Origin of the sequence: Bacillus cereus group sp. Bc061 (assembly GCF_027715825.1) — a bacterium.
In the GTDB taxonomy this organism is placed as follows: domain Bacteria; phylum Bacillota; class Bacilli; order Bacillales; family Bacillaceae_G; genus Bacillus_A; species Bacillus_A paranthracis.
The window spans coordinates 224,725-251,230 of the sequence record NZ_JAQFTZ010000002.1 but is presented as its reverse complement, the minus strand read 5'-3'; the positions used below and the strand labels follow the sequence as shown (position 1 = coordinate 251,230).

The following is a 26,506-nucleotide window of genomic DNA, read 5'->3' as shown; positions in this document are numbered from 1 at the left end:
TTACTCAATGATTTGGAATTCTTTTAACTCTTTTTCGATATTTTGTAGGAGTTGTTCGCTTTTTTGAATTACATTCGTTGGGAAAGTTTCACCATCACCATATTCAACGCCGTGAGGATAATAATGTTTACCTAATAAGGGAGAGAGTAGCTTTATTTCAGCATGTCTGCTGCCAATGTCACCTTCAACAGCTAAACCTTGTACACGTAAATAATAAACATCGTTTAATATTTCGAATTTATAATCGTATGTAACTCGTTCATAATCCCACTGTCCAGCAAGTACAAAATGGTTCTTTTCCATAATCTCTGTTAATAGTGTTAAATCAACGACTGCCCCATTAAATTTCGTATTTGTAAATTGCATAAAATACCTCCTTTTTTAATGTTACACCATTATTTTTATAATAGTATGAATAATAAGAAAGTGCAATTCATATTGAGAGAAAAGGGATAATCCAGACTTTTTTTGCGAAAATATGATATAGTGAAAAGAGTACGGTACACACAAAAAAAGGAAAGAAAAGGATTTGTGTATATCTCAATTTTATGTTTTTTGCAGGAGGTATATCGATTGAAGAAATTATTGCGTATCGTAATGATTACAATTTTAATTTTAGCTGTTGATTTATACGGGAAATTACTCGTTTCACAATATATATTAACCCCATCTCAATCAAAGCAAGAAAATAAAATTGTGAAAAAGAAAAAACAAGTAAATGAAGACTCTTCTGATACGGTTTTAAATATGATTGGTGGGGACTCTGAAAATTTATTAGCAAAATGGGGCGAACCTTCTCGAATAGAACCATCTGCTTACGGATATGAATGGTGGGTATACAATCAAGATTTAGCTCAGTATGTTCAATTTGGGGTTGCTGAACGTAAAATTGTAACGGCGTATGTCGCTGGTGAGCAAGTTAAGGTGCCACCTTATTATATAAATGAAAAGTATGAAGATGTGTATAAAAAGAATCCACTTTCTCATGAGATTTCGTTAAAAAGAGGAAAGAATAGTTATCAATTTGAGTTATCTGATACCGAAGTGATGGAACAACCATTAGTACCAGTAGAAGATGGTTGGGCACAATTATATTTTGATCATTTTACGCATGAGCTTGTCGGTGTTCGTTATATGGATGACGAAACGTTATTGCGTCAAAGACCGTATCAGCTCGTTTATTCGGGTGAATTATTAGCAGAACAACCATTAACTCCAGATAAAATGAAACAAATAGAGAATGGGAATATGCAACAAATTTTTGATTTAACAAATATTATTCGAAGTCGTCATAATTTACCGTTATTAGCGTGGGACCAACAAACGGCAGAGGTGGCAATCGGTCATAGTAAAGATATGAAGGATAATAATTACTTTTCACACGATTCACCTACATTAGGTACGTTAGGAGATCGTTTACAGCGCGGGAAAGTAGGATTTCAACTTGCCGGTGAGAACATAGCGGCGCAACATAGTGATGGGGTTGCGGCATTGCAAGGTTGGTTAAATAGTGAGGGACATCGAAAAAATTTATTGAATGAACAATTTACAGGATTAGGTGTTGGCGTATACGATAAGTTTTATACACAAAACTTTATTCGGAAATAAAATGAAACTGTAAATTGTGGATGGGAATCTTCCCCTATGCAAATAGTAGGATAAAAAGGTGCATGAATCGTCTAAAAATAGGCGAACCATGCGCCTTTTTTTTCTTATTATATAGTAGATATACATGAAGAGGTGAGGATTATGCCGACAACAAAAGGACCGTTACATCCATCGGTTCAACAGTTTAAAGAGTTTGTAAACCATCACCCTAAAATGCTTCATGAAGTTCGAAGTGGTCATAAAACTTGGCAACAGTTTTATGAGGAATGGTACTTACTTGGTGAAGAAGATCCAATATGGGCAACTTTTAGACCGGATGGAGCGCCTGCTTTTTCTTCGGTAAAAGAAAAGAAAAAAGAAAATGGAAAAGAAAAGGATACTCGAACTGAAGAGGAAAAAACTGCTGATGTGATGGGACAAATGCTTTCTTTCTTTAAAAAGTTAGACGTGGAACAAATGCAACATCATTTAGCCAATGTGACGAGTGCTATTGGGAGTGTGCAACAAGTTTTTCAACAATTTCAAGGAAAACGCACGCAGCAAGAAGAGAGTACTTCCGAAAATAATCCATTTTTCTTTCAGAAGGATTAGGAGGAAAGCGGATGAGAGCAGAAATTATGGAGTTTATAAAGGCTGATGAGGATTTATCTCGCTATATTAGGGAGCAACCTTACTGGTATAGAAAACTAACGCGAAACCCTGAAGAAAAAGAGGCATTTGAGTTAGCAGCTATGCAACATTTCAAAAAAACGATACCAGATAAAGTTGAGAAATTTCAAAATCAATTGGCAGTTGCTTCCATTATGATTGATATGTTTCAGTATATGAAGCAGCAAAATGCAACATAATTGGAAGGGAAAACTATGTCCGTCATGCAGAACTTTTGATACAATAGAAGCGGATTATTTAAAAAGGAGTTGCAGCATGAGCATGACGGAAATTTGTTTAGTACGACATGGACAAACTGATTGGAATTTTCAAGAGATTATTCAGGGACGTGAAGATATTCCGCTTAATGAAGTGGGGAAGAAGCAAGCGAGTCAAAGTGCAGCTGCTTTGCAAGCGGAGGCATGGGATATAATTATAAGTAGCCCATTAATTAGAGCGCAAGAAACAGCTAAGGAAATTGCAGAGGCAACTGGATTACAATCAATTTTATTAGATGAGCGATTTGTTGAACGTAATTTTGGTGAAGCTTCTGGGAAGCCAGTTGCGACTGTTAGGGAATTAATTGCAGAAGGTAAAGTAGAAGGTATGGAGCAAGATGAAGAAATTGTAGCTCGTTGTTTTGCTGCGGTAAAAGATGTTGCAGAAACTCATTCTGGCAAACGTATTATTATTGTAGCCCATTCTCATGCGATAAAAGCAATTTTACATGCAATTGCTCCGGAAGATATTTCGTTTAAAACACCGTTAAAAAACGCATGTATTAGTTATGTGAATGAAAATAGTGGGAAGTGGGATGTTGTTAAATACAACATCGCGGAACATATTAATGTATAAATGTGTACTGAAATTATTAAAAAATAGTTAGAATGATATCTTTCTGTTTAGTGAGACACTTCAATTAGTAGTTCTATTCTAAATGTGGTATGATAAATACTCGGAGGTGTCTCTCATGATTGTAGCGACGCTAGAAAGCGTATTAATATTAGATAAGGCAGAGCAGCTTGCAAAAGCGATCATCTGTTCAGATATAGCAGAAGATTACCGTAAATGTTATAAAGACTTGCATGAAGATATGGAAGTTCAGACGTTAATTCAGCAATTTACAGCGATGAAAGAACGATATGAGGAAGTGCAACGTTTCGGTAAATATCATCCTGACTATACTTTCGTTTCGACGAAAATGAGGGAATTGAAGCGTTCTGTAGATTTACATGATAAGATTGCAGCTTTTAAACGAGTAGAAACGGCTTTACAAAAGTTGTTAGATGAAGTTAGTGTAGCAATCGGTTCTGAGGTGTCCTCTTCCATCAAAGTTCCAACAGGAAATCCATTTTTTGATGCTGGTGGCTGTGGTGGCGGTTGTGGTACCGGCGGAGGTTGCGGTTGTAAAAAAACGGGGTAAATCACCCCGTTTTTTAGAAGGTAGAAGAAAACGTATACAGAGTTTGTCCTGTAATGTCATAAATTTCTGATTGGTTTTCATAAAATATAAAATATATGTTTTTAAAAGGAGAAGATGGAGAAGATTATGTTCGGGCAACGACAAAGTATGATTGTTTATTTACATTCATTGAAACATGCCAAGATTTTAAGAAAATATGGTAACATACATTACATATCAAAACGTTTAAAATATGCAGTAGTATATTGTGATATGGAACAAATTGAGCATATGATGCAAAAGTTGAACAAACTTCCTTTTGTGAAAAAGATAGAACAGTCGTACCGCCCGTATTTAAAAACGGAATTTGAAAATTCACGTCCTGATCGGGCAAAAGAATACGATTATAGCTAATAGAAAAAATCCCCTGCTAATTTTAACAGGGGATTTTTTATTTGAAATAACACATTATTTCATTGGAGGAATAAAATTATTCATTCGTAAAATACCAATTAAATGATTGAAAAACAGTTCTTTTTCTGGGAAAGTTGTGGATGGTTTTACCGTAAAGGTAGTCACTTTTTTTCCAAGTTGTTCTGCCGTTTCTTCAAATAAAATGACGCGTTTACTTTTTTTATTTTCAAGTACAGGAATGCCTTCACGACATATGTATAATGGTTGGAAATCACCAGTAGTAGTTGGTTTTAATATTACAACAAGTGAGCACACTTTTTTTTCGTTTTTAATTGTTTCAAATTGTAACATATGTGTTATACGTTCTTGATTTGCTTTGGCAATTTCAAGTAATTCATATAAATCAGAGTAGCCCTCTCCGAGTTCTATAAAGCGTTGAATCATATCTTTTCCTCCTCTTTCTTTTACTGTACCATCTCACTTTTTAAATGAAAAGTAGACAAAGAAAAAAAACCCTGCAAAGCAGGGCCCTTCTTATACTAGCATGTACTAGTAAGAAGGCAAAGGGAGAGGAGAAACCGGAGGAAGAACTTATGGGGAAACGTAAGTCTTCTCCGCGGTTGGCAACAACATCGAAGGTGATGTTGTTATAGTTATTTATGTCCAATCTAAATGAAGATATACATGATGAAATTAAATTTTATGTTGGGCTTTTTATTTTTCTTTTTTTTATTTTATGATAGGATAAAAAAGATAAAGTGAAACGAATAGTTCGTGTTAGCGAATAGTGAGATGAATACATAAAAATGCAGAGCGGTTATTTTAAGCTAAGTTCTTCTAGTCTTCGTTGGAAGATGAATGGAATCGTAAAGTTTGGTAGCGGTTACCGAATGGAGAAGGGCTTTCTATAATTGCTCTATAGATTGAAATAAAGGTAGTGACAACAGATGAGAGTAGTTTCAGGAAAATGTAAAGGACACCCACTTAAAGCGGTGCCAGGTAATACAACACGTCCAACGACTGATAAAGTAAAAGAATCCATTTTTAATATGATAGGCCCTTATTTTGATGGGGGTGTCGCTCTTGATTTATTTGGTGGTAGCGGTGGTCTTGGAATCGAAGCTATAAGTAGAGGGATTGATAAAGCGATTTTTGTTGATCGAGACAATAAAGCGATAAAGGTAATCCATCAAAATTTAGAAAGTTGTAGAATACAGGAACAAGCTGAAGTATATCGGAATGATGCAGAACGTGCGATAAAAGCACTTATAAAACGTGAAATATCATTTGATCTTATATTAATTGATCCTCCATATAAAGATCAAAAAATTGTATCTTTAATTAGTGTAATGGATCAACATGGATTGCTACATAACGATGGTTTAATTATGGCGGAGCATGGTAATGATGTAGTTTTACCTGAGGCTATAGGAAGACTTGTAAAAGTGCGAGCTGAAAATTATGGCATTACAGCGATATCGATTTATAAGTATGAAGGTGAGGGGACGGAATGACAAGTATAGCTATTTCTTCGGGAAGTTTTGATCCAATTACCCTTGGGCATCTGGATATTATTAAAAGGGGAGCAAAAGTATTTGACGAGGTATACGTAGTAGTTTTAAACAACTCGTCAAAAAAACCGTTCTTTTCAGTGGAAGAGCGTTTAGATTTAATTCGAGAAGCAACAAAGGATATTCCTAATGTCAAAGTAGATTCACATAGTGGACTATTAGTTGAGTATGCAAAAATGCGTAATGCGAACGCGATTTTACGTGGATTACGCGCAGTTTCTGATTTTGAATATGAGATGCAAATTACTTCTATGAATCGAAAGTTAGATGAAAACATTGAAACCTTTTTTATTATGACAAACAATCAATACTCATTTTTAAGCTCGAGCATTGTGAAAGAAGTTGCGAGATATGGAGGAAGTGTAGTAGATCTTGTCCCTCCTGTTGTAGAACGTGCTTTAAAAGAAAAGTTTCAAACCCCGTTAAAGTGAACGGGGTTTTTCTTTGTTGCTCCGAAAAAATAATAAGATGACATATACATATAAACAAAATAATGTAAATATTGGTCCGTAGTGTACAAAAGATGTCCAAATGTCATGCAGTATAGAAGAATGATTCGATAAAAAGACAGGTAGATCTTTTTGCATAGGTGAAAAAGAGCTTACTTTTTCATAAAACGGTTTCCAAAATATAAAAGTAAAAATAGGAGCAAGAATACTTTGGATAATTCTTGCGAAAAAATAGGGCTTAAATCGAATGTCTGTTTCAGCTAATATGCTAGCGACTTGTGCCTGAATAGAAAGGCCACTAAATGCTAAAATAAAGCTTGTTACCATAGCTTGCTGCAGGAGGGGTGTTTCAGTTATTTGACTAATCATTTGGCTTCCGAGTGTCATTTCAAAAATGCCAGATAATATTGGGATACTAAATTCAGTAGTTAGTTGGAAGAATGATAAAATATGTTGCATAATAAAAGAGAGGGCTGCTGTAATATGAAATACAGTAATCATTTTATTTAAAACAGAGAATAAAATAATGAATCCACCAATCATAAGTAATGTTTGGATAGAAGAAACGATAGCGTCCCCAAGTAATTTTCCTATTGGTCTTTTTTCTTGCATACGTGTCTCGTGTAGAATTGAAAAAGGGTTTTGAAAAGGGCGTTTTTTAGTAGCATGTTTATCATGCGTGGAACTGTTGTTATTGCCGTAAAAACGCATCAGTAACCCGACGACAAAATTACTTACATAATGTGCAGCAGCTAATACGATTCCTAATTTCGGATTATTGAAAAAACCGATAGAAACAGCCCCGAAAATAAAAAGTGGATTGGATGAGTTTGTAAAAGATACGAGGCGTTCTGCTTCAATTTGTGTTAGTTGATTGCTTTTGCGCAGTCTAGCGCTTAATTTGGCGCCAGCGGGAAAGCCTGAAGCCATTCCCATTGCCCAAACAAATCCGCCTATTCCTGGAACGCGGAAAAGTGGTCGCATAAGTGGTTCTAATATAACGCCTATAAATTTTACAACACCAATACTAATGAGAAGTTCGGCAATGATGAAAAACGGTAAAAGTGAAGGGAATACAACTTCCCACCATATATTTAACCCTCGAATGGAAGCTTGTAAAGCAGCTTGGGGGTGGAGTACAAGAGAAAAGGTTAAAAAAAGTGTTGATATGGTAAGGAAAGCCGTTTTCCATTTTTCATACATGTAAGTAAATCCCCCTTTGTCCCAAAAAACGTTCATTTCAGTATACGTGGATACGTAGTGAATTTAGACCATAAGTATGAAAAAGGAACGAAAAAAATTAAAGGGTGAGAAAAGTGAAAGAACCGAAAATTGGCTTAGCTCTTGGATCTGGGGGCGCAAAAGGTTTTGCTCATATTGGTGTTATAAAGGTTTTAAGGGAAAATGATATACCGATTCATATGATTGCAGGAAGTAGTATGGGGGCTTTAGTAGGTACATTTTATGCGGCTAGTTCAAACGTTGAAAGACTGTATAAACTGGCAAATGTTTTTAAGAGGAAATATTATTTAGATTTTACGGTTCCGAAAATGGGATTTATTTCTGGAAAACGTGTCAAAGATATGATTAAAATGTTTACATATAATAAAAATTTAGAAGAATTAGATATCCCGACGGCTGTTGTGGCTACTGATATCTTAAAGGGGGAAAAAGTAGTTTTTACAAGTGGTCCAGTTGCAGAGGCGGTGAGAGCAAGTATTTCTGTACCTGGAGTGTTTGTGCCAGAGAAAATAGATGGACGATTATTGGTAGATGGCGGAGTAATTGATCGCATCCCAGTATCGGTTGTGAAAGAGTTAGGTGCCGATATTGTCATTGCTGTTGATGTATCCCCGATTAAAGTAAATGGAGAGGTTACGTCTATTTATGATGTAATTATGCAGAGTATTGAAATTATGCAACATGAGCTTGTGATAAATCGGCAAATTGCATCTGATTTAATGATGCGACCAGCTGTAGAACAATTTAGTTCCCGGGCTTTTACAAACATTGAAGACATTATTCGAGTTGGAGAGGTAGAAGCGGAAAAGCATGTTGCAAATATTCATTTATTAATTGAGCAGTGGAAGGAGAAACATAATGTTTAAGCGTTTTCGGTTTATATATGCAATTTTAATAGGGGTTATATTGGCAATGTTACTTGTTTATGTACGTCTGCCGTATTATGTAACGAAACCAGGAATGGCTGCCAAATTAGAGCCTTACGTTCAAGTTGAAGGGGGAACAAAAGAATCAGGTGATTTTATGCTTGTTACGGTTTCAATGGGACCGGCAAATGTAGTGAATTTAATAGCGGCACAGTTTAATAAATATACACATATTTCAAAAGCGGAAGAAATATTGCAAAAAGGTGAAAGTGATGAAGAATATCAATTTCGCCAAAATTATGCGATGAAAGATTCGCAAAATGCAGCGATTTATAATGCTTATAAACGTGCAAATCGTACTGTTTCTTTTGAAAATAAAGGTGTGTTGGTTGCTGGTGTAGCGAAAGGGATGCCTTCAGAAGGAAAGCTTAAACTTGGAGATGTTATCATTGCCGTCGACGGAAAAACATTTGAAAAGACAGAACAATTTATTGAATATATGACAGGGAAAAAAGAAGGAGATACAGTAAATATTGAGTACAAGAGGGATGGGAAACAGTTAAAAGAAAATTTAAATGTAAAGACTATTCCGAATGGAAATGGACGTGTTGGTATAGGTGTTTCTATCGTTACGGAAAGAGAATTAGTGGTAGATCCGAAAGTGAAAATTGACTCTCATGAAATAGGCGGACCATCGGCAGGCCTAATGTTTACATTAGAAATATATAACCAACTGGTGGAAGATGATTTAACAAGAGGGCATGAAATAGCTGGAACAGGGACGATCAATGAAAAGGGAGAAGTTGGCCCGATTGGCGGTATTCAGCAAAAAGTGGTTGCTGCAAGTGATGCTGGTGCTGAAGTGTTCTTTGCACCAAATGAAAAAGGTGCAGAGAAATCGAATTATAAAGATGCACTTGAGGCTGCGAAAGATATTAAAACGAAAATGAAAGTTGTGCCAGTTGATACGTTGGACGATGCATTAATGTATTTGGAAAAAATGGGCAATGAATAAAAAAATCTCTCTTTTTCAGAGAGATTTTTTTATAGGAATTTTGCAGTTGTTTCATCGTAACGAATTGGGTGATGTGTTGCATCTTGTTTTAGTAGTTGTGTTCGTAATGGTTCTTGTATGATGGAGAAATATACAGAATTGGCTTTTCGATCTATGTGTAAAGTAGGATGGTCAAATGTTTTTGTATGGGTAAGGATTGGAAGCTCTATTTTTTTCTTGTTTTTTGAAAGGTACGTTTGTCCTTTTTGTGACATGCCTAATAGACGAATGTATGGTGCATGTTGCTCTATATTTGCGCAATGTATTTCTTCTTTTGTTGTATTTGTTAAAATATGTGTACAAGCTCTTTGTAATCTAGTCCACGTATAACGTTTCGTTTTTAACGCTTCCATGAATGAATGGAAGGAGGAACTGGTTTGTATTTTTGATAAAATACGATGCTCTAAACCTTCCTCAATTTCATATATATGTCGTAAGTCTTCTGGAGACATCGTCATAAGTTTGTATTTAAAAAATGAAAAGTATTGTTCCCAATTATGTAATGTCCCGTAGTTTTGTTTATAACTCGTTAAAAGAGAAGCAGTCGCTTTTGGGATGAAAGGCTCAATTTCTGTAAAGGAACTATTTTCACTAAAAAGTTGTTTGCGAATACTTGTTGCGCTTGCAATATGTTGGTCGTTAAATGTTTCATCATGATAATGAGATGCGAATCTTTTTATCGTTTGTGCTTGCATAGAACTATTTTGCATTAGAATTGCTTTTATGTATTGGAAGCCTAAAATGTTATTTGGTTGTGACATGTCTATATTTTTTTCAGAAGATAAAATATGTAGGAAAGCTTCAGATGTAGCTTTTGCGTAACTATTACCTGCGTTCATAAATTGCTTTACAAGACGATTAAAAGTCTCTTCTTCATTTTTCTGCACAGAGATGGTGTTATAAAAATTTTCGATTTGTCCATCTTCACTGCCGAAACAAATTTCAGAAACGTGTAGGGCGTTTAAAATAGAAATAGCGCCATTTGCAAAGGTTTCGGCCTTTTGCGTTGAAAAGGCATAAGGAAGCTCTACAACGAGGTCTACACCGCATGCTAAGGCCATTTTGGTACGATACCATTTGGATACGAGTGCTGGCTCACCACGTTGTAAAAAAGGGCCACTCATAACAGCGATTGTAATATCAGAGTGTGTTAACTTTTTTGTTTGTTGCACATGATAAGCATGACCGTTATGAAAAGGGTTATATTCAACAACAATACCACTGGCTTTTATGGTAATCTCTCCTTTCGATGTAGCATCTTTTTGAAAAACGTGATACTCTATATATTATTTACTATGATGACTTCATTATAGTGTAAAGAAAAAACATTGACAAATATAAAATGGCTAGCTATAATTTTGTTTGTTGCCTTGAGGTGATATGATATGAAATGGTCCATCCATCAATTGAATAAATTGAGAAATAAAGGATTGACATTGGATGAGATGGTAGATGTAAGTGAGCTAAAAGAGGTCGAGAAAGATATTCGTGAAATTAATCCTGTTCACGTAACAGGAAGAGTTGATTTTGGCTCCGGTAAGTTTACGTTCCATCTACATATAACTGGAAGCATGGTTTTACCATGTTCTCGCTCTTTAGTAGATGTGACATTACCATTTGACATTAAAACAACTGAGGTGTTCCAAACTTCACAAGAAGAATTTGAAACTGAAGCTGAAATTCATTGTTTAGAAGGAGAAGTACTTGACTTACTGCCCGTAATCAAGGAAAATATACTTTTGGAGATTCCAATGCAAATTTTCAGTGATGATGTTTCTGGTGGAGCACCGACGCAAGGTCAAGACTGGCAAGTGATTTCGGAAGAAGACAAAGAAAAGCCTGTTGATCCAAGATTGGCAGGACTTGCAAAGTTTTTTGACAAATAATCGGAAGACTGGTTCAGGCCTTCATATGAAAATAACTATTTCTTTTAAGGAGGTGGGAAGAATGGCTGTACCTTTTAGAAGAACTTCTAAAACAGTAAAAAGAAAGCGTCGTACGCATTTCAAATTATCAGTACCTGGTATGGTAGAGTGCCCAAGCTGTGGTGAAGCGAAATTAGCTCACCGTGTATGTAAAGCATGCGGTACTTACAAAGGTAAAGAAGTAATCAGCAAGTAATTGCGGGAAAATAAACGTAGAAGATATCTTCTACGTTTATTTTTTTTGTCTTATTCTTCATTTGTTGTATTCTATCTTTTCTAGTAACTGCATATGTTTAATAAAAAATGCATAGGGAGGACTAGAGAGATGGCGACAACAAGACAAGATGCTTGGACTGATGATGAAGATTTGCTTCTGGCAGAAGTAGTACTCCGGCATATTCGAGAAGGTGGAACGCAATTATCTGCCTTTAAAGAAGTGGGAAGACATTTATCTCGTACACCAGCAGCATGTGGCTTTAGATGGAATTCTTACGTTAGAAAGCAATACAAAGAACGTATTGAAGAAGCGAAGCAACTGCGTAAAGTGGAAAATTATGAAGTGAAAGAGACGAAGGTATTAGAACCTACGTCAATTACATTGAATGATGTTATTGATTTCTTGCAAAATTATAAAGATGAAAACTCTTTAGTGGTGTTGCAACAGCAAATTGAATCGTTACAAACAGAGAAAGAGAGCCTGTTGGAGCGATTATCAGTATATGAGGAAGAATATAGAACATTGCTTGATTATATCGATCAAAAAAGAAGTGTAATGGTAGCGGAAAGAAATAGCGCTCGTTCGAATGGGAAATTAGAGAAGTTAAAGAAATAAAAAAACAGCTGCTATGTAGCTGTTTTTTTATTTCTTATGCAGACTCTTCATTTGTAACCGCATTCAAATTTGTTTCTGGGTGCCAAACGTAAAAATCACCATCAGGTACTGACACAGGTTGGAAATTTAATTTATCCCAAAAACCAGCTGAATGGATACGTGCGATCGTTTTAATTGGGAACTGCAGTCCCTTCGCATAATTTACAAGCATTTCTCCGAATCCTTGTTTTTGGAAAGTTGGTAATACTTCAAGTTTATAAAGTTCTAGGTAAGTACCTGTAATTTCGAATGGTTCCCCGCCGTTCCTTTTCATGTATAGACTCATACGTGCAATGAGTGATCCACCGTAATAAATACCGTAAAATGGAGATTCACTATTGTTTTCAATAATGTTTGCTTGTAATTCTTCTAACATGGATAGTTCTTGAGCTCCGCAGCCTTTAAATTTTTTAAACTCGTCTAATGTTTTATAATTGATGAGCAAGCGCTCAACTTTTGGGAATCCCATAACATCACATCCTTTTTGTCTCATTGAATGCAGAAAAGTGAAAATATTTATAATAATATTATAACTCATTTTTTTATTTTTATGAAGATGATAGTGTATTTCTTTTATTATTTTTTTGAGGATTTGCTAAACTAAGAGTAGAAGTATAGTAATAAGTAGTATATACATATTGAAAGAAGAGGTGGCATTTGATCATCTTTAGTTAATTATGATTCCGTATGAATCGGGGGTTCGCGGAATAAAAGAGGAGGGGAAAAAGGGACTTATGTATCGTGTTCAAATGAGTTCCTTGTGTGAAAATGAAAATTGGAGTTGTGGGACCAGGAGCTATTGGTCTATTGTATACATTTTATTTACAAAAAAGTAATCAAGATGTTACGTTGTTTACAAGGACAGCTAAGCAGGCTGACGAATTAAATATAACGGGTGTAACTTGTATTAGGGAGGGGAAACGTGAAACGGTATTCCCGCCAGTATTACCAATAGAAAGCATGCTAGACCAGCAGCTAGATTATATATTTATTGCTGTTAAGCAATATCATATAACTGACATACTACCTTTTGTGCGAGGGAAATCCTCAGTAGTCTTTTTGCAAAACGGAATGTCACACCTTCATGCTATGCAGAAAATAGAGAATGAAAATATTGCAGTTGGAATTGTAGAGCATGGTGCGAAAAAAGAAGAAAGACATACCGTTTATCATACAGGGATAGGTGTAACGAAGTTTGGAATCGTGCGCGGTCGGTCTATACATTTTGAAAAAATATTTAATTGCTTTCCTTTTCCGCATTTTCCAATTCGAATAGAAGATAATTGGAAGGATGTTATGCACAAAAAATTAGTAGTGAATGTATGTATCAATCCATTGACGGCATTATTACAGGTCAAGAACGGAGAATTGATCACGAACCCGTTTTTTTATCAGATGATGGAGCAAGTATTCCAGGAAGTCGTTTTTCTCGTTAAAGAAGAAAAAGAAATGGTATGGGAAATGGTACGTCATGTATGTGAAAGAACATCTCATAATACATCATCTATGCTGGCAGATGTAAGGGCGAATAGACAAACAGAGATTGGTGCGATTGTTGGATATGTATTAGAAGAAGCTAAGAAACAGCAACGATCCGTTCCGACACTTCAATTTTTGTTCGATGCAATAAAAGGGTTAGAAGTAAAAGTATAAGTGTAATTCTTTGCTTTTACGTGAAACATTGACTACAATGTGGATTGGTGAGAGAACAGGATACGAAAGGAAGAATTATATGGAGATAAAAGAAATCTCTGTTCCGCAACAAGGTGTTGTAGCGGACTATATGAACGGTAAAAAAGAGATACAGTCGTGTTTTGATTATATGTTAACAGAAGATGCTTTTAAACAGCGTGTACAAGATTTGCGTGAGAGGAAGTTTTTCCGCCAAGATTTAGTAGCGCATTTATTAGAATATAATACAAAATTACAAGCGGGAGAAGCTACCATTCAAAATGTAAAAGCGCTTGAAGATGAAGATACATATGTTGTTATAGCTGGACAACAAGCTGGGTTATTAACTGGGCCACTTTATACGATTCATAAAATTATTTCAGTTTTACAGCTTGCGAAGGAAAAGGAAGAAAGTTTAGGCGTTAAAGTTGTTCCTGTTTTCTGGATTGCTGGTGAAGACCATGATATGGATGAAATTAATCATACTTTTGTAACGAAGAATAAAAAAATAAAAAAGACCATTTTTCATGATCGTAATCCGAAAAAGGCGAGTGCTTCAGAGTCTGAGCTTTCTTTGGAAGACTGTAGAAAGTGGATTGAAGAAATTTTTAAAACATACCCTGAAACGAATTTTACAAAGGATGTACTGCGATTTATTGATGATTCTTTACGGAAATCGAATACGTATGTAGATTTCTTTGGTCACCTTATTATGAAAATGTTCATGAATTCTGGTTTAATTCTTGTCGATTCGCATCATCCTGAATTAAGAAAATTAGAAGTGCCGTTTTTTAAACAAATTGTAAGTAAGTATAAAGAAGTGCAAGAGGGGCTTCATAACCAACAGGAAGTAATTAAAGAATTAGGATATAAGCCAATTATTGAAACAAAGTCTAATGCAGTACATATATTTATGGAAATTGATAATGAGCGAGTGTTGCTTGAAGACAACCAAGGGAAGTTTGTTGGGAAAGATGGGACGTATTCCTTTTCATATGAGGAATTGATTGAAGAGATGGAAAGAAGCCCAGAGCGCTTTAGTAATAATGTTGTAACGCGCCCTCTTATGCAGGAGTATGTATTTCCTACGTTGGCGTTTATTGGAGGTCCAGGGGAATTAGCTTACTGGAGTGAATTACAACAAGTCTTCCATACTATCGGCTTCCGAATGCCGCCTGTCGTTCCTCGTATTACAATTACTTATATTGAGAGGGATATAGCGACAGATTTACACGATTTACAATTGCAAGAGAGTGACCCGTTTTTAAATAACGTAGATAAGTTGCGTGAAAACTGGCTATCTAATCAAATAGAGGAACCGATAGATGAACGATTTGAAGAGGCGAAAAAAGAAATAATTGATATTCATAAGTCATTACAACAGTTTGTAAAGAAAATAGATCCTGGATTAAGTTCGTTTGCAGGGAAAAACGAGTTCAAAATTAATGAACAAATTGAACTGTTGGAAAGAATGTTGAAAAGAAATGTTGAGAAAAAACATGAAGTGGAACTAAATAAATTCCGTCGTATACAATTTGCAATCCGTCCATTGGGAGCGCCACAAGAGCGTGTGTGGAATGTATGTTACTATTTAAATCAGTTCGGTTTAGATTTCGTTGATCGTGTAATGGAAAAACCGTTTTCTTGGGATGGAAAACATCATGTTATAAAACTATAGAATCTTGCTCTTAGGAGCAGGATTTTATTTTTATTCCGTTGAATTTACTGTGAAGTGAAATTTTTCTGAATTATTAATTTTAAAAAAGCTAATATCGTAATTATGCAGGATACTTAAATATATGACAAAATAGCACAAAATGTAAACGTATTATTATCTTTTTCGACAGTTTTTTATTTAAATTCCCGCAAAAGATGATAAAATTTAGTATATAATAAAAGAAAATGGCGATTTGTATAGTATGCTGCCTTTGTAGGCAAGTTAAATGAGTCGTTCTTTCATAGTATTTCGTTCTCTAGTCGTGAAATATGCGTTTAGAGGAGGAGATACATTCAACATAATTAATTGGAAAAAGAGTAGGTGCAACAATGTTTAATCACGTAACAGTGCTTTTGAAGGAAACAGTAGATGGCTTAGATATAAAGCCAGGTGGTACATATGTAGATTGTACACTGGGGGGAGGAGGACATAGTTCTTATTTATTATCCCAATTAACTGAAGGCGGAAGATTAATCGCGTTTGATCAAGATGAGATAGCAATTCAAAATGCGAAAGAAAAATTCTCTTCATACGGTGAGCAGTTCATAACAGTACGGAGTAATTTCCGTTACCTATCTGAAAAACTACAGGAATTAGGTATAACAGAAGTAGACGGTATTTTATTTGATTTAGGTGTTTCATCCCCGCAATTAGATACACCAGAGCGTGGCTTTAGTTACCATCATGATGCACCGTTAGATATGCGAATGGATCAAGATGCCCCATTAACAGCCTATGATGTTGTAAATAGTTGGTCATATGAACAACTTGTAAGAATTTTCTTCCAGTATGGCGAAGAGAAATTTTCAAAACAAATAGCAAGAAAAATTGAAGCGTATCGTGAGAATAAAGCTATTGAAACGACAGGGGAATTAGTAGAACTAATTAAAGAGGGTATTCCAGCTCCTGCTCGTAGAACGGGTGGACATCCTGCGAAGCGAGTGTTCCAAGCGATCCGTATTGCGGTAAATGATGAATTGAAAGTATTTGAAGAAGCGTTGGAATCTGCAATTGAGATGGTTAAGCCAGGCGGAAGAGTTAGCGTTATAACATTCCATTCTTTAGAAGACCGTATTTGTAAAACGACGTTTAAGCGAAATAGTACAACGCCACAATTGCCACCAGGATTACCAATTATTCCTGATGAATTTAAGCCGAAATTAAAGCTTATTACAAGAAAACCGATTTTACCTTCTGAGATAGAGTTAGAAGAAAATAATCGAGCGCGTTCTGCGAAATTGAGAATCGCTGAAAAACGATAAAAAGGGGAGAGAGGTATGAGTAACTTAGCTGTAAAGTACAAGCAACAAGCGCAAGAAGAGGTTCAGATTCAAACGCCCCCACAGCAGATGGTTCAACCAAAAGCTAAAGCGAAGATTACGAGAATCGAAAAACTGTTGTATGTAGCGTTTATTGGCTTTTTATTGTATGCCTGTGTAGCGTTTATTGGAAATAAAGCAGGCCTTTATCAAGTTAATGTAGAAGCTGCGACAATAGAACAAAAAATTGTACAGCAGCAAAAAGAAAATCAAGAGTTACAGGCTGAAGTAGAGAAGTTAAGTCGTTATGAACGAATCGCTGAAGTTGCAAAAAAACACGGGCTAGAAATTAATGCGAATAATGTGAAAGGCCTCAAATAAGGCAATAGGTGTGAAGGGAAAATGAAGAGAAATATGACTAAATTTCATACCAATAAGGGAGCAGGGTATTTTATGATTTTATTCCTCCTGCTCTTTTTGCTGTTATTAGCCCGATTTTTTTACATACAAGCGACAGGAACAGTGCATAATCAGGATTTGGATAAACTCGCTCAGCAAAAACATAGTAAAACAGGAATTCTCGAAGCAAATCGCGGGACGATTTATGATCAAAACGGCCATGTATTAGCACAAGATGCAAACTCTTATAAACTTGTAGCGGAATTAAAAGGTGCGAATCCGGTTGAGAATAAAGAGGATACTGCAAAGAAAATTGCGGGAGTGCTCGGAAAAGATGAAGAGAAGATTTTAGCTACATTAAATAAAAAAGATAAAAGTCAAGTTGAATTTGGAACGCTAGGTAAAGATTTGACAAAAGAACAGAAGGAACAAATCGAAGCATTGAAATTGCCAGGTATATCATTTATTACTGAAAATGCAAGGGTGTATCCAAACGGTGATTTTGCATCTTACGTCATAGGACATGCAAAACCAAATGATAAAGGAACCTCAGTAGGTTATTTTGGTTTAGAACAAAGCTTAGATAAATATTTAAGTGCTTCTAACGGAGAAGTAGCTTATACAGGCGATCGTAGAGGCGTATCTCTTGATGGCGGGAAAGTGAATGTAAAGGCACCTAAAAATGGAGAAAATGTATATTTAACGCTTGACCAACGTATTCAAAGTTATTTAGAAGACGCAATGAAAGAAGCGAGTAAACATTATGAACCAGAAAGCTTAATAGGAATCGTTGCGGATCCAAAAACAGGGAAAATATTAGCGATGTCTACTAAACCTAGTTATGATCCAAATGATCGTCAAATTAAATATTTTTTCAATGACGCAATTGCAAATGCATTTGAACCTGGATCAACAATGAAAATTTTCACGCTAGCAGCAGCTATTAATGAAGGTGTGTATAAGGGACAAGATTATTATCAGTCTGGTACATATCAAGTCGGGAACCGCAAAATAAAAGATCATAACGGCGGCGCTGGATGGGGCTCTATCACATTTGATGAAGGGGTAGAGCGTTCTTCCAATGTAGCGTTTGCTATTTTAGGGGATCAAAAACTTGGTCCAGACCGTTTCCGAAAGTATATTCATGCTTTCGGATTGGATGAAAAAACGAATATTGATTTACCTGGTGAAGGTTCAAATACCATTGTATTCGATCAGCAAATACAGCAAGTAACAACAGCTTTTGGACAAGGTTCTACTGTAACACCAATTCAGCTTGTACAAGCTGCAACTGCTATTGCGAACGATGGGAAAATGATGAAACCTTATACAATTGATAAAATTGTAGATCCGATAACAGAGGAAGTAAAATTAGAACATAAACCAGAAGAAGTGGGAAAACCTGTTACAAAAGAGACAGCAGCGCAAGTAAGACAGTTATTAGAACGCGTTGTTACATCTCCGAAAGGAACAGGAACTGCTTATAAAGTCGATGGCTATTCAGTTGGTGGTAAAACAGGAACAGCGCAAATTCCGGATGGAAAAGGAGGCTATATGACAGGAAGAGAGAATTATATATTCTCATTCTTAGGTATGGCACCCATGGATGATCCGCAACTTGTTGTGTATGTAGCTGTTAAAAAGCCGAAATTGAAAGATGATGAGAGCGGCGCACAACCTTTAGCTGATATTTTTAAATATGTAACGAAGAATAGTTTAGAGTATTTAAAGATTAAGCCTAATGAAGTGAAAGATCCGAAGAAATATGTGAAAGAGCAACAAACTGCTGTTCCAGATGTAACGGGAAAAACGATGGAAGAAGCGAAAAAGGCTATTGATAAAGCAAAACTTCGTCCGATCGTATTAGGTGAAGGGAAAGTACAGCATCAAGTACCGAAAGCGACTGAACAAACATTGAAGGGTGATCGAGTCTTCTTAGTGGGAGATAAACCTACAATGCCAAATATACAAGGCTGGGCACTTCGTGATGTTATGAATTTAGCAAAAACATTAAAGCTTAATCTAAAACCTACTGGTACAGGATACGTAACCGAACAAAGTGTACCAGAAGGAACATTGTTGCAACCTGGTACAGAGTTAGGTGTAACACTTGTACCGCCACTTGAACCACAACAAGAAGCAGAAAAGCCGTAATGGTAAAAGAGAAGAAGTTCTAATTAAATAAGTACAAGCATATATTGGAACAAGCTAGGCGTAAGGGAGGCTTGTTCCAATATGCGTGTATCAAATGTAACAGTTAGAAAACGACTTATTTTTATACTCATATCAGGTATACTTATTTTCACTATCATCGATATTCGTCTTGGATATGTGCAATTTTTTCTTGGGAATATGTTAACGGATCGTGCGAAAGATTCATGGAGTCGTAATATTACTTTTGAACCTGAACGTGGAAAAATTTTAGACCGAAATGGTGTGGAACTTGCCACGAATAAAAGTGCTCCAACTGTCTTTGTTGTACCGAGGCAAATTGAAAAACCAGCAGAGACTGCAGAGAAGTTAGCTGCAGTATTAGGTGTGGAAAAAGATGAGATTTATAAGAGGATTACAAAAAAAGAATCAATTGTAAGGTTAGATAAAGGCGGAAGGAAAATATCACATGATAAGGCGAAAGAGGTAAGAGGATTAAGTTTGAAAGGTGTTTATATCGCAGAAGACTCTATCCGGTACTATCCATTTGGCAACTTTTTATCACATGTATTAGGGTTTGCAGGTAGTGATAACCAAGGTCTTATGGGACTAGAAAAATATTATGATAAAGAACTGAATGGTGATGAAGGTCATGTGCGCTTTTTTGCAGATGCAAAAGGACAAAGGATGCCTAATGTTGGCGATGATTTCAAAAAACCAGAAGCTGGTTTGAATTTAGGCTTAACAATTGATGCACGTATTAATAGAATTATGGAAAGAGAAATGAATATCGCAGAGTCGACATATAATCCAGATGGTATGATTGCGATTGCGATGAATCCGAAAAATGGTGAAATTTTAGGTATGTCGAGTCGGCCGAGTTTTGATCCGGCAGATTTTCAAAGTGTTTCTCCAGAAGTGTACAATAGAAATTTACCAGTATGGAGTACGTATGAACCTGGTTCAACATTTAAAATCATTACGTTAGCCGCAGCTTTGAATGAAAATTTAGTAGACTTAGAGAAAGATACGTTTTATGATGATGGAGCAGCTGAAGTTGGTGGAGCAAGATTGAAATGCTGGAAAGCAGGAGGCCATGGTAGCCAAACGTTTTTAGAAGTAGTTCAAAACTCTTGTAACCCAGGATTTATCGAGCTGGGTGATCGTCTTGGTAAAGATCGATTGTTTAAATACATTCGTAATTTTGGCTTTGGACAAAAAACCGGAATTGACCTGCAAGGTGAAGGTAGTGGGATTTTATTTAATTTAGACAAAGTCGGTCCAGTCGAGCAAGCAACAACTTCATTCGGTCAAGGTGTTTCTGTTACGCCAATTCAACAAGTGGCGGCGGTAGCAGCAGCTGTAAATGGTGGAACATTGTATCAACCGTATATAGCTAAAGAATTTATTGATCCGAAAAACAATCAAGTTGTAAGTAAAAAGACACCTGTGGAAAAAAGAAAAGTTATTTCCAAGGAAACTTCAGAAAAAGTTCGGTATGCATTAGAGAATGTTGTAGCAAAGGGATCTGGTAAAGGTGCTTTTATTGATGGGTATCGTGTAGGCGGAAAAACAGGTACAGCCCAAAAAGTGAAAGATGGTAAATATTTAGAGAATAATTATATCGTATCTTTTATCGGTTTTGCTCCAGCAGATGATCCGGAAATTGTTGTATATGTTGCTGTTGATAATCCGAAAGGTGTAACGCAATTTGGTGGAGTAGTAGCAGCTCCAATTGTTGGAAATATTCTGCGGGATGCACTTCCTGTTATGGGAGTGAAACCGAGAAAAGAACAAGTTGAGAGAGAATATAAATGGGGCGATACACCAACTGTGGAAGTTCCAAATTTAATTGGTATGAAAAAGAAAGACTTACAGACGCAACTCGTTGATTTGAAGCTTGATATAAGCGGAGATGGAGAGAAAGTCATTAAACAGTCCCCAGAAGCAGGAGCTAAAGTGAAAGAAGGCTCAAAAATTAGAATTTACTTCGGGAATTAAAGGTAACCTAGTACGTTTTATGGTACAATTGGTGGAAGTGAGTTCTTTATAGAAGAGTTACTTAATTTGAGACCGCAAGAGTCTCGGTTATAAATAGGTCTATTTATTAGACACAGTAGCACTTACCTCCTATTTTACATAATTAGGAGGTAACGTGTTGCTTATTAATAAAAGAGATAAATACACAATGTAGAGAGGGTTTAGTGAAATGAAGTTGCATACACTTGTATCATGTTTGCATGATTTTCCAGTTGTTCCAAAAGAAAATCCAGAAATCACATCTATAGAAGCTGATTCACGTAAAGTGAAAGAAGGAAGCTTATTTGTATGTATGAAAGGATATACGGTTGATAGCCATGATTTTGCTAAGCAAGCAGCGGCACAAGGAGCGGCTGCTATTGTTGCGGAAAGACCAATTGATGTTGACGTTCCAGTTGTACTTGTGAAAAATACTTTTCGTTCGTTAGCGGTTTTAGCTGATTATTTTTATGGTCAACCAACACACAAGTTACATTTAATCGGTATTACAGGTACAAATGGAAAGACAACAACATCGCATATTATGGATGAGATTATGCGCGCACATGGTCATAAAACCGGGCTAATTGGAACGATTAATATGAAAATCGGTGATGAAACATTTGAGGTGAAAAATACAACACCAGATGCACTAACACTTCAACAGACGTTTGCAAAAATGGTTGAACACGGTGTGGATAGCACAGTAATGGAAGTTTCGTCACATGCTTTAGATCTTGGCCGTGTACACGGATGTGATTACGATGTCGCAGTGTTTACAAATTTAACACAAGATCATTTAGACTATCATAAAACGATGGAAGAATATAAACATGCAAAAGGGTTGCTATTTGCGCAACTTGGCAATAGTTATAATCATAATCGTGAAAAATACGCGGTATTGAATAACGATGATGCTGTAACAGCGGAATATATGAGAAGTACTGCAGCAACTGTTGTAACGTATGGAATTGATACAACAAGTGATGTTATGGCAAAAGATATCGTTATGACAAGTGGTGGAACTACATTTACGCTTGTAACACCGTATGAGAGTGTAAATGTTACGATGAAATTAATTGGGAAATTTAATGTGTATAACGTACTAGCTGCGACAGCGGCAGGACTTGTTTCTGGTGTAAGTTTAGAAACAATCATTGATGTAATAAAGGAACTAGCTGGAGTTCCAGGACGTTTTGAAGTAGTTGATGGTGGACAAAATTATACAGTTATTGTTGATTATGCACATACACCAGATAGCTTAGAAAATGTATTAAAAACAGCAAAACAGTTTGCAAAAGGTGACGTATATTGCATCGTCGGTTGTGGCGGTGATAGAGATAGAACGAAGAGACCAATCATGGCAAGTGTTGCAACACGATATGCAACTCACGCCATTTACACTTCAGATAATCCAAGAAGTGAAGAGCCAGGAGCTATTTTAGATGATATGGTACATGGTGCAAATGGAAATAATTATGAAGTAATTATTGATAGAAAAGAAGCGATATACCATGCAATTGCTAACGCAAAAGCTGAAGATATTATCATTATTGCTGGTAAGGGTCATGAAACATATCAAATTATTGGTAAAGATGTTCATCATTTTGATGATCGTGAAATCGCTAAAGAAGCAATTACAGAGCGTTTAAACAACGAAGAGTAACAACGTGAGAGGAGGACTACATGTGCTTGAGCAAGGTTTATTAGTAACGGCTGGGGTAGCATTCTTAATTTCTGTTGCCCTTTCGCCATTGTTTATTCCATTTTTAAGAAAATTAAAGTTCGGACAGAGTATTCGTGATGAGGGACCAAAATCACATCAAAAAAAATCAGGGACACCGACAATGGGTGGTATCGTCATATACGTATCTATGATGGTAACTTCACTTATTATGGCGATTAAGTTTAATCATTTAGGTGCAGAGGTATCGTTATTACTATTAGTGACATTTGGTTACGGATTGATTGGATTTTTAGATGACTACATAAAGGTAGTTAAGAAGAGAAATCTTGGTTTAACATCAAAACAAAAATTAGTAGGTCAGCTTGTTATTGCTATTGCGTTCTTTTTAATTGGAAAAGGGCAAGCGTTCCACACATACATCATGATTCCGGGAACGGATGTTAAGTTTGAATTAGGTTGGGCGTATTTTGTACTTGTACTATTTATGCTTATTGGTGGATCAAATGCAGTTAACTTAACTGACGGTTTAGATGGTTTATTATCAGGAACTGCTGCTATTGCATTTGGAGCATTTAGTATTATTGCTGTGGCACAAGAGCAATTTGGAGTAGCGATATTCTGTATGGCAGTTGTAGGAGCTGTACTTGGATTTTTAGTATTCAATGCGAATCCAGCAAAAGTGTTTATGGGAGATACAGGTTCATTAGCTTTAGGTGGAGCCATTGCAGCTGTAGCAATTTTATTAAAACAAGAATTGCTACTTGTAATCATTGGCGGAGTATTCGTAATGGAAACTTTATCGGTTATTATTCAGGTCATTTCATTTAAAACAACAGGAAAACGTGTCTTTAAAATGAGTCCACTACACCATCATTATGAATTATGTGGTTGGTCAGAGTGGCGTGTCGTTGTGACGTTTTGGTCTGTAGGATTTTTATTAGCTGTGTTAGGAATTTATATCGGGGTGTGGATGTAATTGAAAACTGTAACTGAATTTCAAAATAAAAATATTCTTGTATTAGGCATTGCAAAAAGTGGTTATGCAGCAGCTACATTGTTACAAAAGTTAGGGGCAAATGTTATTGTAAATGACGGAAAGCCTTTAGCAGAGAATGTACTTGCTGCAGAATTACAAGCAAAAGGAATGGACGTTGTATGCGGTGGTCATCCTTTAGAATTATTAGAGAGAAATATTTCTCTTGTAGTAAAAAATCCAGGAATCCCGTATTCTAATCCAATATTAGTTGCTGCGAAAGAAAAGCAAATTCCAATTGTTACGGAAGTTGAATTAGCATATCGTATTTCAGAAGCACCATTTGTTGGGATTACGGGGTCTAACGGTAAAACGACGACGACAATGCTTACATTTGAAATGCTAAAAGAAGGACAAAAGCATCCCGTAATTGCAGGGAACATTGGAACTGTAGCGTGTGAAGTTGCACAGGATGCGAAAGAAAATGAAGTTGTAGTTACAGAACTTTCATCGTTCCAATTGATGGGAGTAGAATTGTTCCAACCTAAAATTGCTGCGTTTTTAAATTTATTTGAGGCCCACTTAGATTATCATGGGACGAAGAAAGAATATGGTTTAGCAAAAGCGAATATTTTTAAAAACCAAACAGAAAATGATTATAGTGTAATAAATGCAGATGATGCAGATGTGATGGCTTTATCTGCTTATAGTAAAGGTCAAAAAGTACTGTTCTCAACAACGAAAGAAATTGAAGATGGTGCGTGTATAAAAGATAATGCTCTTTATTTTAAAGGTGAAAAAGTTGTTGAAGTAGGCGATATCGTTTTACCTGGTCAACATAATTTAGAAAATATTTTAGCAGCGATGAGTATCTCAAAATTATTGGGTGTTTCTAATGAAGCGATTACGGCAGTTTTAAAACGTTTTACAGGTGTAAAACATCGTTTAGAATACGTAACAACTATAAACAACCGTAAGTTTTATAATGACTCAAAAGCAACGAATATGTTAGCGACAGAGAAAGCTTTATCTGCGTTTACACAACCGACTGTGTTATTAGCAGGTGGGCTAGATCGTGGAAATGAATTCGATGATTTAATTCCGTATTTCAAAAATGTTAAAGCGATTGTAACATTTGGACAAACAGCTCCAAAATTAGTAAGAGCTGCAGAAAAAGCGGGATTAGATACAATTGAAAGTGTCGATACTTTAGATGAAGCTGTAGTGAAAGCTTATGCTCATTCTACAGATGGCGATGTAATTCTTCTTTCTCCAGCATGTGCAAGCTGGGATCAATTTAAAACATTTGAAGAAAGAGGAGACATTTTTATACAAGCTGTGCATAAACTTATATAAAGTAAATCAAAACATCAGTAGGCTAACACCTACTGATGTTTTGTTACATAGGGCAAAAGTTTCTGCCTAAAGAGGTGGTGTTTATGGGTAATGAAGAAAACGCCTGATTTTATTCTCATCATCGTTACACTTGCGTTGTTAACAATCGGAATGATTATGGTTTATAGTGCGAGTGCGGTTTGGGCCTCTTATAAAATGGGGGACTCATTCTTTTTTGCAAAAAGGCAATTGCTATTCGCAGGTCTTGGTGTAGTGGCTATGTTTTTTATTATGAAAATTGATTATTGGGTGTGGCGTACGTATTCAAAAGTAATTTTGCTAGTTTGCTTCATTCTTCTTATTCTCGTTCTTATTCCTGGAGTAGGTCTTGTTCGAGGAGGAGCGCGAAGTTGGATTGGAATCGGGGCATTTTCCATTCAACCGTCCGAATTTATGAAGTTTGCGATGATTATTTTCTTAGCGAAATTTTTAGCGGAACGACAAAAATTAATTACCTCTTTTAAACGTGGTTTACTACCAGCTTTAGGTTTTGTATTTCTTGCTTTCGGAATGATTATGTTACAGCCCGACCTTGGTACAGGGACGGTAATGGTTGGGACATGTATCATTATGATATTTATCTCAGGAGCAAGAGTCTTTCACTTTGCAATGTTTGGTTTGCTTGGTGTAGCAGGATTTGTAGGGCTAATTGCATCAGCACCGTATCGGATGAAACGTATTACATCATATTTAGACCCGTGGTCAGATCCGCTTGGAAGTGGATTTCAAATTATTCAATCGTTACTCGCAATTGGACCAGGTGGATTATTCGGGCTTGGACTTGGACAAAGTAGACAAAAGTTTCTTTATTTACCTGAACCGCAAACAGACTTTATATTTGCAATCTTATCCGAGGAATTAGGTTTTATTGGTGGTTCATTTGTGTTATTATTATTTAGTCTATTATTATGGCGTGGGATTCGTATAGCTTTAGGAGCGCCAGATTTATATGGTACGTTTTTAGCAGTAGGTATTGTGGCGATGATTGCGATTCAAGTAATGATTAATGTTGGTGTTGTAACAGGATTGATGCCTGTTACGGGTATTACTTTGCCGTTTTTAAGTTATGGTGGATCAAGTTTGACATTAATGTTAATGGCAGTAGGTGTATTATTAAATATAAGTCGCCATTCTCGCTACTAAACCCTGTTTTATAAGACAGGGTTTTTCGTATGTGTACGAAGA

Annotated in this window: 28 protein-coding genes; 23 read left to right on the top strand and 5 right to left on the bottom strand. The window is 36.1% G+C overall.

What is annotated here, in order from left to right:
* The gene (locus tag PDQ40_RS10510; RefSeq protein ID WP_001160941.1) at nt 1–366 is read right to left on the bottom strand and encodes a YugN family protein; all 366 of its coding nucleotides are present in this window, start codon (nt 364–366) and stop codon (nt 1–3) included.
* A gap of 207 nt (nt 367–573) precedes the next feature.
* On the opposite strand from PDQ40_RS10510, the gene PDQ40_RS10505 reads away from it, so the two are divergent.
* From PDQ40_RS10505 to PDQ40_RS10480, 6 genes are all read left to right on the top strand, one after another.
* Nucleotides 574–1,608 (top strand): CAP domain-containing protein, encoded by a 1,035-nt coding sequence (locus tag PDQ40_RS10505; RefSeq protein ID WP_000735391.1) that lies wholly within the window; start codon nt 574–576, stop codon nt 1,606–1,608.
* Nucleotides 1,609–1,749: 141 nt separating this feature from the next.
* Complete coding sequence (locus PDQ40_RS10500; RefSeq protein ID WP_001143326.1) at nt 1,750–2,199, top strand: YlbD family protein; 450 nt, start codon at nt 1,750–1,752, stop codon at nt 2,197–2,199.
* 11 nt (nt 2,200–2,210) lie between these two features.
* A complete protein-coding gene (locus PDQ40_RS10495) occupies nt 2,211–2,456 on the top strand; it encodes a YlbE-like family protein (protein ID WP_001200990.1) in 246 nt (81 codons plus the stop codon).
* An 82-nt stretch (nt 2,457–2,538) separates the two neighbouring features.
* On the top strand, nt 2,539–3,111 hold the full coding sequence (locus PDQ40_RS10490) for a histidine phosphatase family protein (protein WP_001998138.1): 573 nt from the start codon (nt 2,539–2,541) through the stop codon (nt 3,109–3,111).
* A 115-nt stretch (nt 3,112–3,226) separates the two neighbouring features.
* Nucleotides 3,227–3,679, top strand: a complete 453-nt coding sequence (locus PDQ40_RS10485) for a YlbF family regulator (protein ID WP_000634351.1) — start codon at nt 3,227–3,229, stop codon at nt 3,677–3,679.
* 126 nt (nt 3,680–3,805) lie between these two features.
* The gene (locus PDQ40_RS10480; RefSeq protein WP_002080814.1) at nt 3,806–4,072 is read left to right on the top strand and encodes a YlbG family protein; all 267 of its coding nucleotides are present in this window, start codon (nt 3,806–3,808) and stop codon (nt 4,070–4,072) included.
* A gap of 54 nt (nt 4,073–4,126) precedes the next feature.
* Here the strand turns inward: PDQ40_RS10480 and PDQ40_RS10475 are convergent, their stop codons facing one another.
* The gene (locus PDQ40_RS10475) at nt 4,127–4,516 is read right to left on the bottom strand and encodes a DUF7147 family protein (RefSeq protein ID WP_000616011.1); all 390 of its coding nucleotides are present in this window, start codon (nt 4,514–4,516) and stop codon (nt 4,127–4,129) included.
* A gap of 503 nt (nt 4,517–5,019) precedes the next feature.
* Here PDQ40_RS10475 and rsmD point away from each other — a divergent pair.
* Together rsmD and coaD are read left to right on the top strand one after the other, a co-directional pair.
* Nucleotides 5,020–5,586 carry a 16S rRNA (guanine(966)-N(2))-methyltransferase RsmD gene (gene rsmD, locus PDQ40_RS10470; RefSeq protein WP_001266987.1) on the top strand — a complete coding sequence of 189 codons (567 nt, stop codon included), beginning with the start codon at nt 5,020–5,022 and terminating at the stop codon, nt 5,584–5,586.
* On the top strand, nt 5,583–6,074 hold the full coding sequence (gene coaD, locus PDQ40_RS10465; RefSeq protein WP_000200598.1) for a pantetheine-phosphate adenylyltransferase: 492 nt from the start codon (nt 5,583–5,585) through the stop codon (nt 6,072–6,074). The genes rsmD and coaD overlap by 4 nt, the downstream gene beginning before the upstream one ends.
* On the opposite strand, the gene ylbJ is transcribed toward coaD, so the two are convergent.
* Nucleotides 6,066–7,295, bottom strand: coding sequence for a sporulation integral membrane protein YlbJ (gene ylbJ / locus PDQ40_RS10460; protein WP_214328285.1), 1,230 nt, complete (start codon nt 7,293–7,295; stop codon nt 6,066–6,068). The two genes, coaD and ylbJ, sit on opposite strands and share 9 nt — an antisense overlap.
* Nucleotides 7,296–7,408: 113 nt before the next feature.
* Between ylbJ and PDQ40_RS10455 the strand changes: the two genes are divergently transcribed.
* Complete coding sequence (locus tag PDQ40_RS10455) at nt 7,409–8,200, top strand: patatin-like phospholipase family protein (RefSeq protein ID WP_000662598.1); 792 nt, start codon at nt 7,409–7,411, stop codon at nt 8,198–8,200.
* Nucleotides 8,193–9,215, top strand: coding sequence for a SepM family pheromone-processing serine protease (locus PDQ40_RS10450; protein ID WP_270691410.1), 1,023 nt, complete (start codon nt 8,193–8,195; stop codon nt 9,213–9,215). The genes PDQ40_RS10455 and PDQ40_RS10450 overlap by 8 nt, the downstream gene beginning before the upstream one ends.
* 29 nt (nt 9,216–9,244) lie before the next feature.
* On the opposite strand, the gene PDQ40_RS10445 is transcribed toward PDQ40_RS10450, so the two are convergent.
* A complete protein-coding gene (locus PDQ40_RS10445; protein WP_372715275.1) occupies nt 9,245–10,426 on the bottom strand; it encodes a nucleotidyltransferase in 1,182 nt (393 codons plus the stop codon).
* Between the two features lie 213 nt (nt 10,427–10,639).
* Between PDQ40_RS10445 and PDQ40_RS10440 the strand changes: the two genes are divergently transcribed.
* The 3 genes from PDQ40_RS10440 (at nt 10,640) to PDQ40_RS10430 (ending at nt 12,011) form a co-directional block, all read left to right on the top strand.
* Nucleotides 10,640–11,140 (top strand): YceD family protein, encoded by a 501-nt coding sequence (locus PDQ40_RS10440; RefSeq protein WP_000872145.1) that lies wholly within the window; start codon nt 10,640–10,642, stop codon nt 11,138–11,140.
* A 61-nt stretch (nt 11,141–11,201) separates the two neighbouring features.
* Nucleotides 11,202–11,375, top strand: coding sequence for a 50S ribosomal protein L32 (rpmF, locus tag PDQ40_RS10435; protein WP_001984764.1), 174 nt, complete (start codon nt 11,202–11,204; stop codon nt 11,373–11,375).
* Nucleotides 11,376–11,504: 129 nt separating this feature from the next.
* Entirely contained in the window at nt 11,505–12,011 is a 507-nt protein-coding gene (locus tag PDQ40_RS10430; RefSeq protein ID WP_000246478.1) for an RsfA family transcriptional regulator, read from the top strand.
* 34 nt (nt 12,012–12,045) lie between these two features.
* Here PDQ40_RS10430 and PDQ40_RS10425 read toward each other — a convergent pair whose 3' ends face one another.
* The gene (locus tag PDQ40_RS10425; RefSeq protein WP_000506707.1) at nt 12,046–12,519 is read right to left on the bottom strand and encodes an N-acetyltransferase; all 474 of its coding nucleotides are present in this window, start codon (nt 12,517–12,519) and stop codon (nt 12,046–12,048) included.
* A 293-nt stretch (nt 12,520–12,812) separates the two neighbouring features.
* On the opposite strand from PDQ40_RS10425, the gene panE reads away from it, so the two are divergent.
* From panE to spoVE, 10 genes are all read left to right on the top strand, one after another.
* On the top strand, nt 12,813–13,703 hold the full coding sequence (panE, locus tag PDQ40_RS10420; RefSeq protein ID WP_000782393.1) for a 2-dehydropantoate 2-reductase: 891 nt from the start codon (nt 12,813–12,815) through the stop codon (nt 13,701–13,703).
* Nucleotides 13,704–13,782: 79 nt separating this feature from the next.
* Nucleotides 13,783–15,399 carry a bacillithiol biosynthesis cysteine-adding enzyme BshC gene (bshC, locus tag PDQ40_RS10415; protein ID WP_000403068.1) on the top strand — a complete coding sequence of 539 codons (1,617 nt, stop codon included), beginning with the start codon at nt 13,783–13,785 and terminating at the stop codon, nt 15,397–15,399.
* Between the two features lie 368 nt (nt 15,400–15,767).
* On the top strand, nt 15,768–16,700 hold the full coding sequence (rsmH, locus tag PDQ40_RS10410; protein ID WP_000481791.1) for a 16S rRNA (cytosine(1402)-N(4))-methyltransferase RsmH: 933 nt from the start codon (nt 15,768–15,770) through the stop codon (nt 16,698–16,700).
* Between the two features lie 15 nt (nt 16,701–16,715).
* The gene (ftsL, locus tag PDQ40_RS10405; RefSeq protein WP_000067081.1) at nt 16,716–17,078 is read left to right on the top strand and encodes a cell division protein FtsL; all 363 of its coding nucleotides are present in this window, start codon (nt 16,716–16,718) and stop codon (nt 17,076–17,078) included.
* A 21-nt stretch (nt 17,079–17,099) separates the two neighbouring features.
* Nucleotides 17,100–19,250, top strand: coding sequence for a penicillin-binding protein (locus tag PDQ40_RS10400; protein ID WP_082187544.1), 2,151 nt, complete (start codon nt 17,100–17,102; stop codon nt 19,248–19,250).
* A gap of 81 nt (nt 19,251–19,331) precedes the next feature.
* Entirely contained in the window at nt 19,332–21,248 is a 1,917-nt protein-coding gene (locus PDQ40_RS10395) for a stage V sporulation protein D (RefSeq protein ID WP_001266227.1), read from the top strand.
* Nucleotides 21,249–21,456: 208 nt separating this feature from the next.
* Nucleotides 21,457–22,932 (top strand): UDP-N-acetylmuramoyl-L-alanyl-D-glutamate--2,6-diaminopimelate ligase, encoded by a 1,476-nt coding sequence (gene murE, locus PDQ40_RS10390; RefSeq protein WP_000766300.1) that lies wholly within the window; start codon nt 21,457–21,459, stop codon nt 22,930–22,932.
* A 22-nt stretch (nt 22,933–22,954) separates the two neighbouring features.
* A complete protein-coding gene (mraY, locus tag PDQ40_RS10385) occupies nt 22,955–23,929 on the top strand; it encodes a phospho-N-acetylmuramoyl-pentapeptide-transferase (protein ID WP_000893058.1) in 975 nt (324 codons plus the stop codon).
* On the top strand, nt 23,930–25,282 hold the full coding sequence (gene murD, locus PDQ40_RS10380) for a UDP-N-acetylmuramoyl-L-alanine--D-glutamate ligase (RefSeq protein WP_000860124.1): 1,353 nt from the start codon (nt 23,930–23,932) through the stop codon (nt 25,280–25,282). It begins immediately after the preceding gene.
* A 90-nt stretch (nt 25,283–25,372) separates the two neighbouring features.
* Complete coding sequence (gene spoVE / locus PDQ40_RS10375) at nt 25,373–26,464, top strand: stage V sporulation protein E (protein ID WP_000753510.1); 1,092 nt, start codon at nt 25,373–25,375, stop codon at nt 26,462–26,464.
* Nucleotides 26,465–26,506 lie beyond the last annotated feature (42 nt).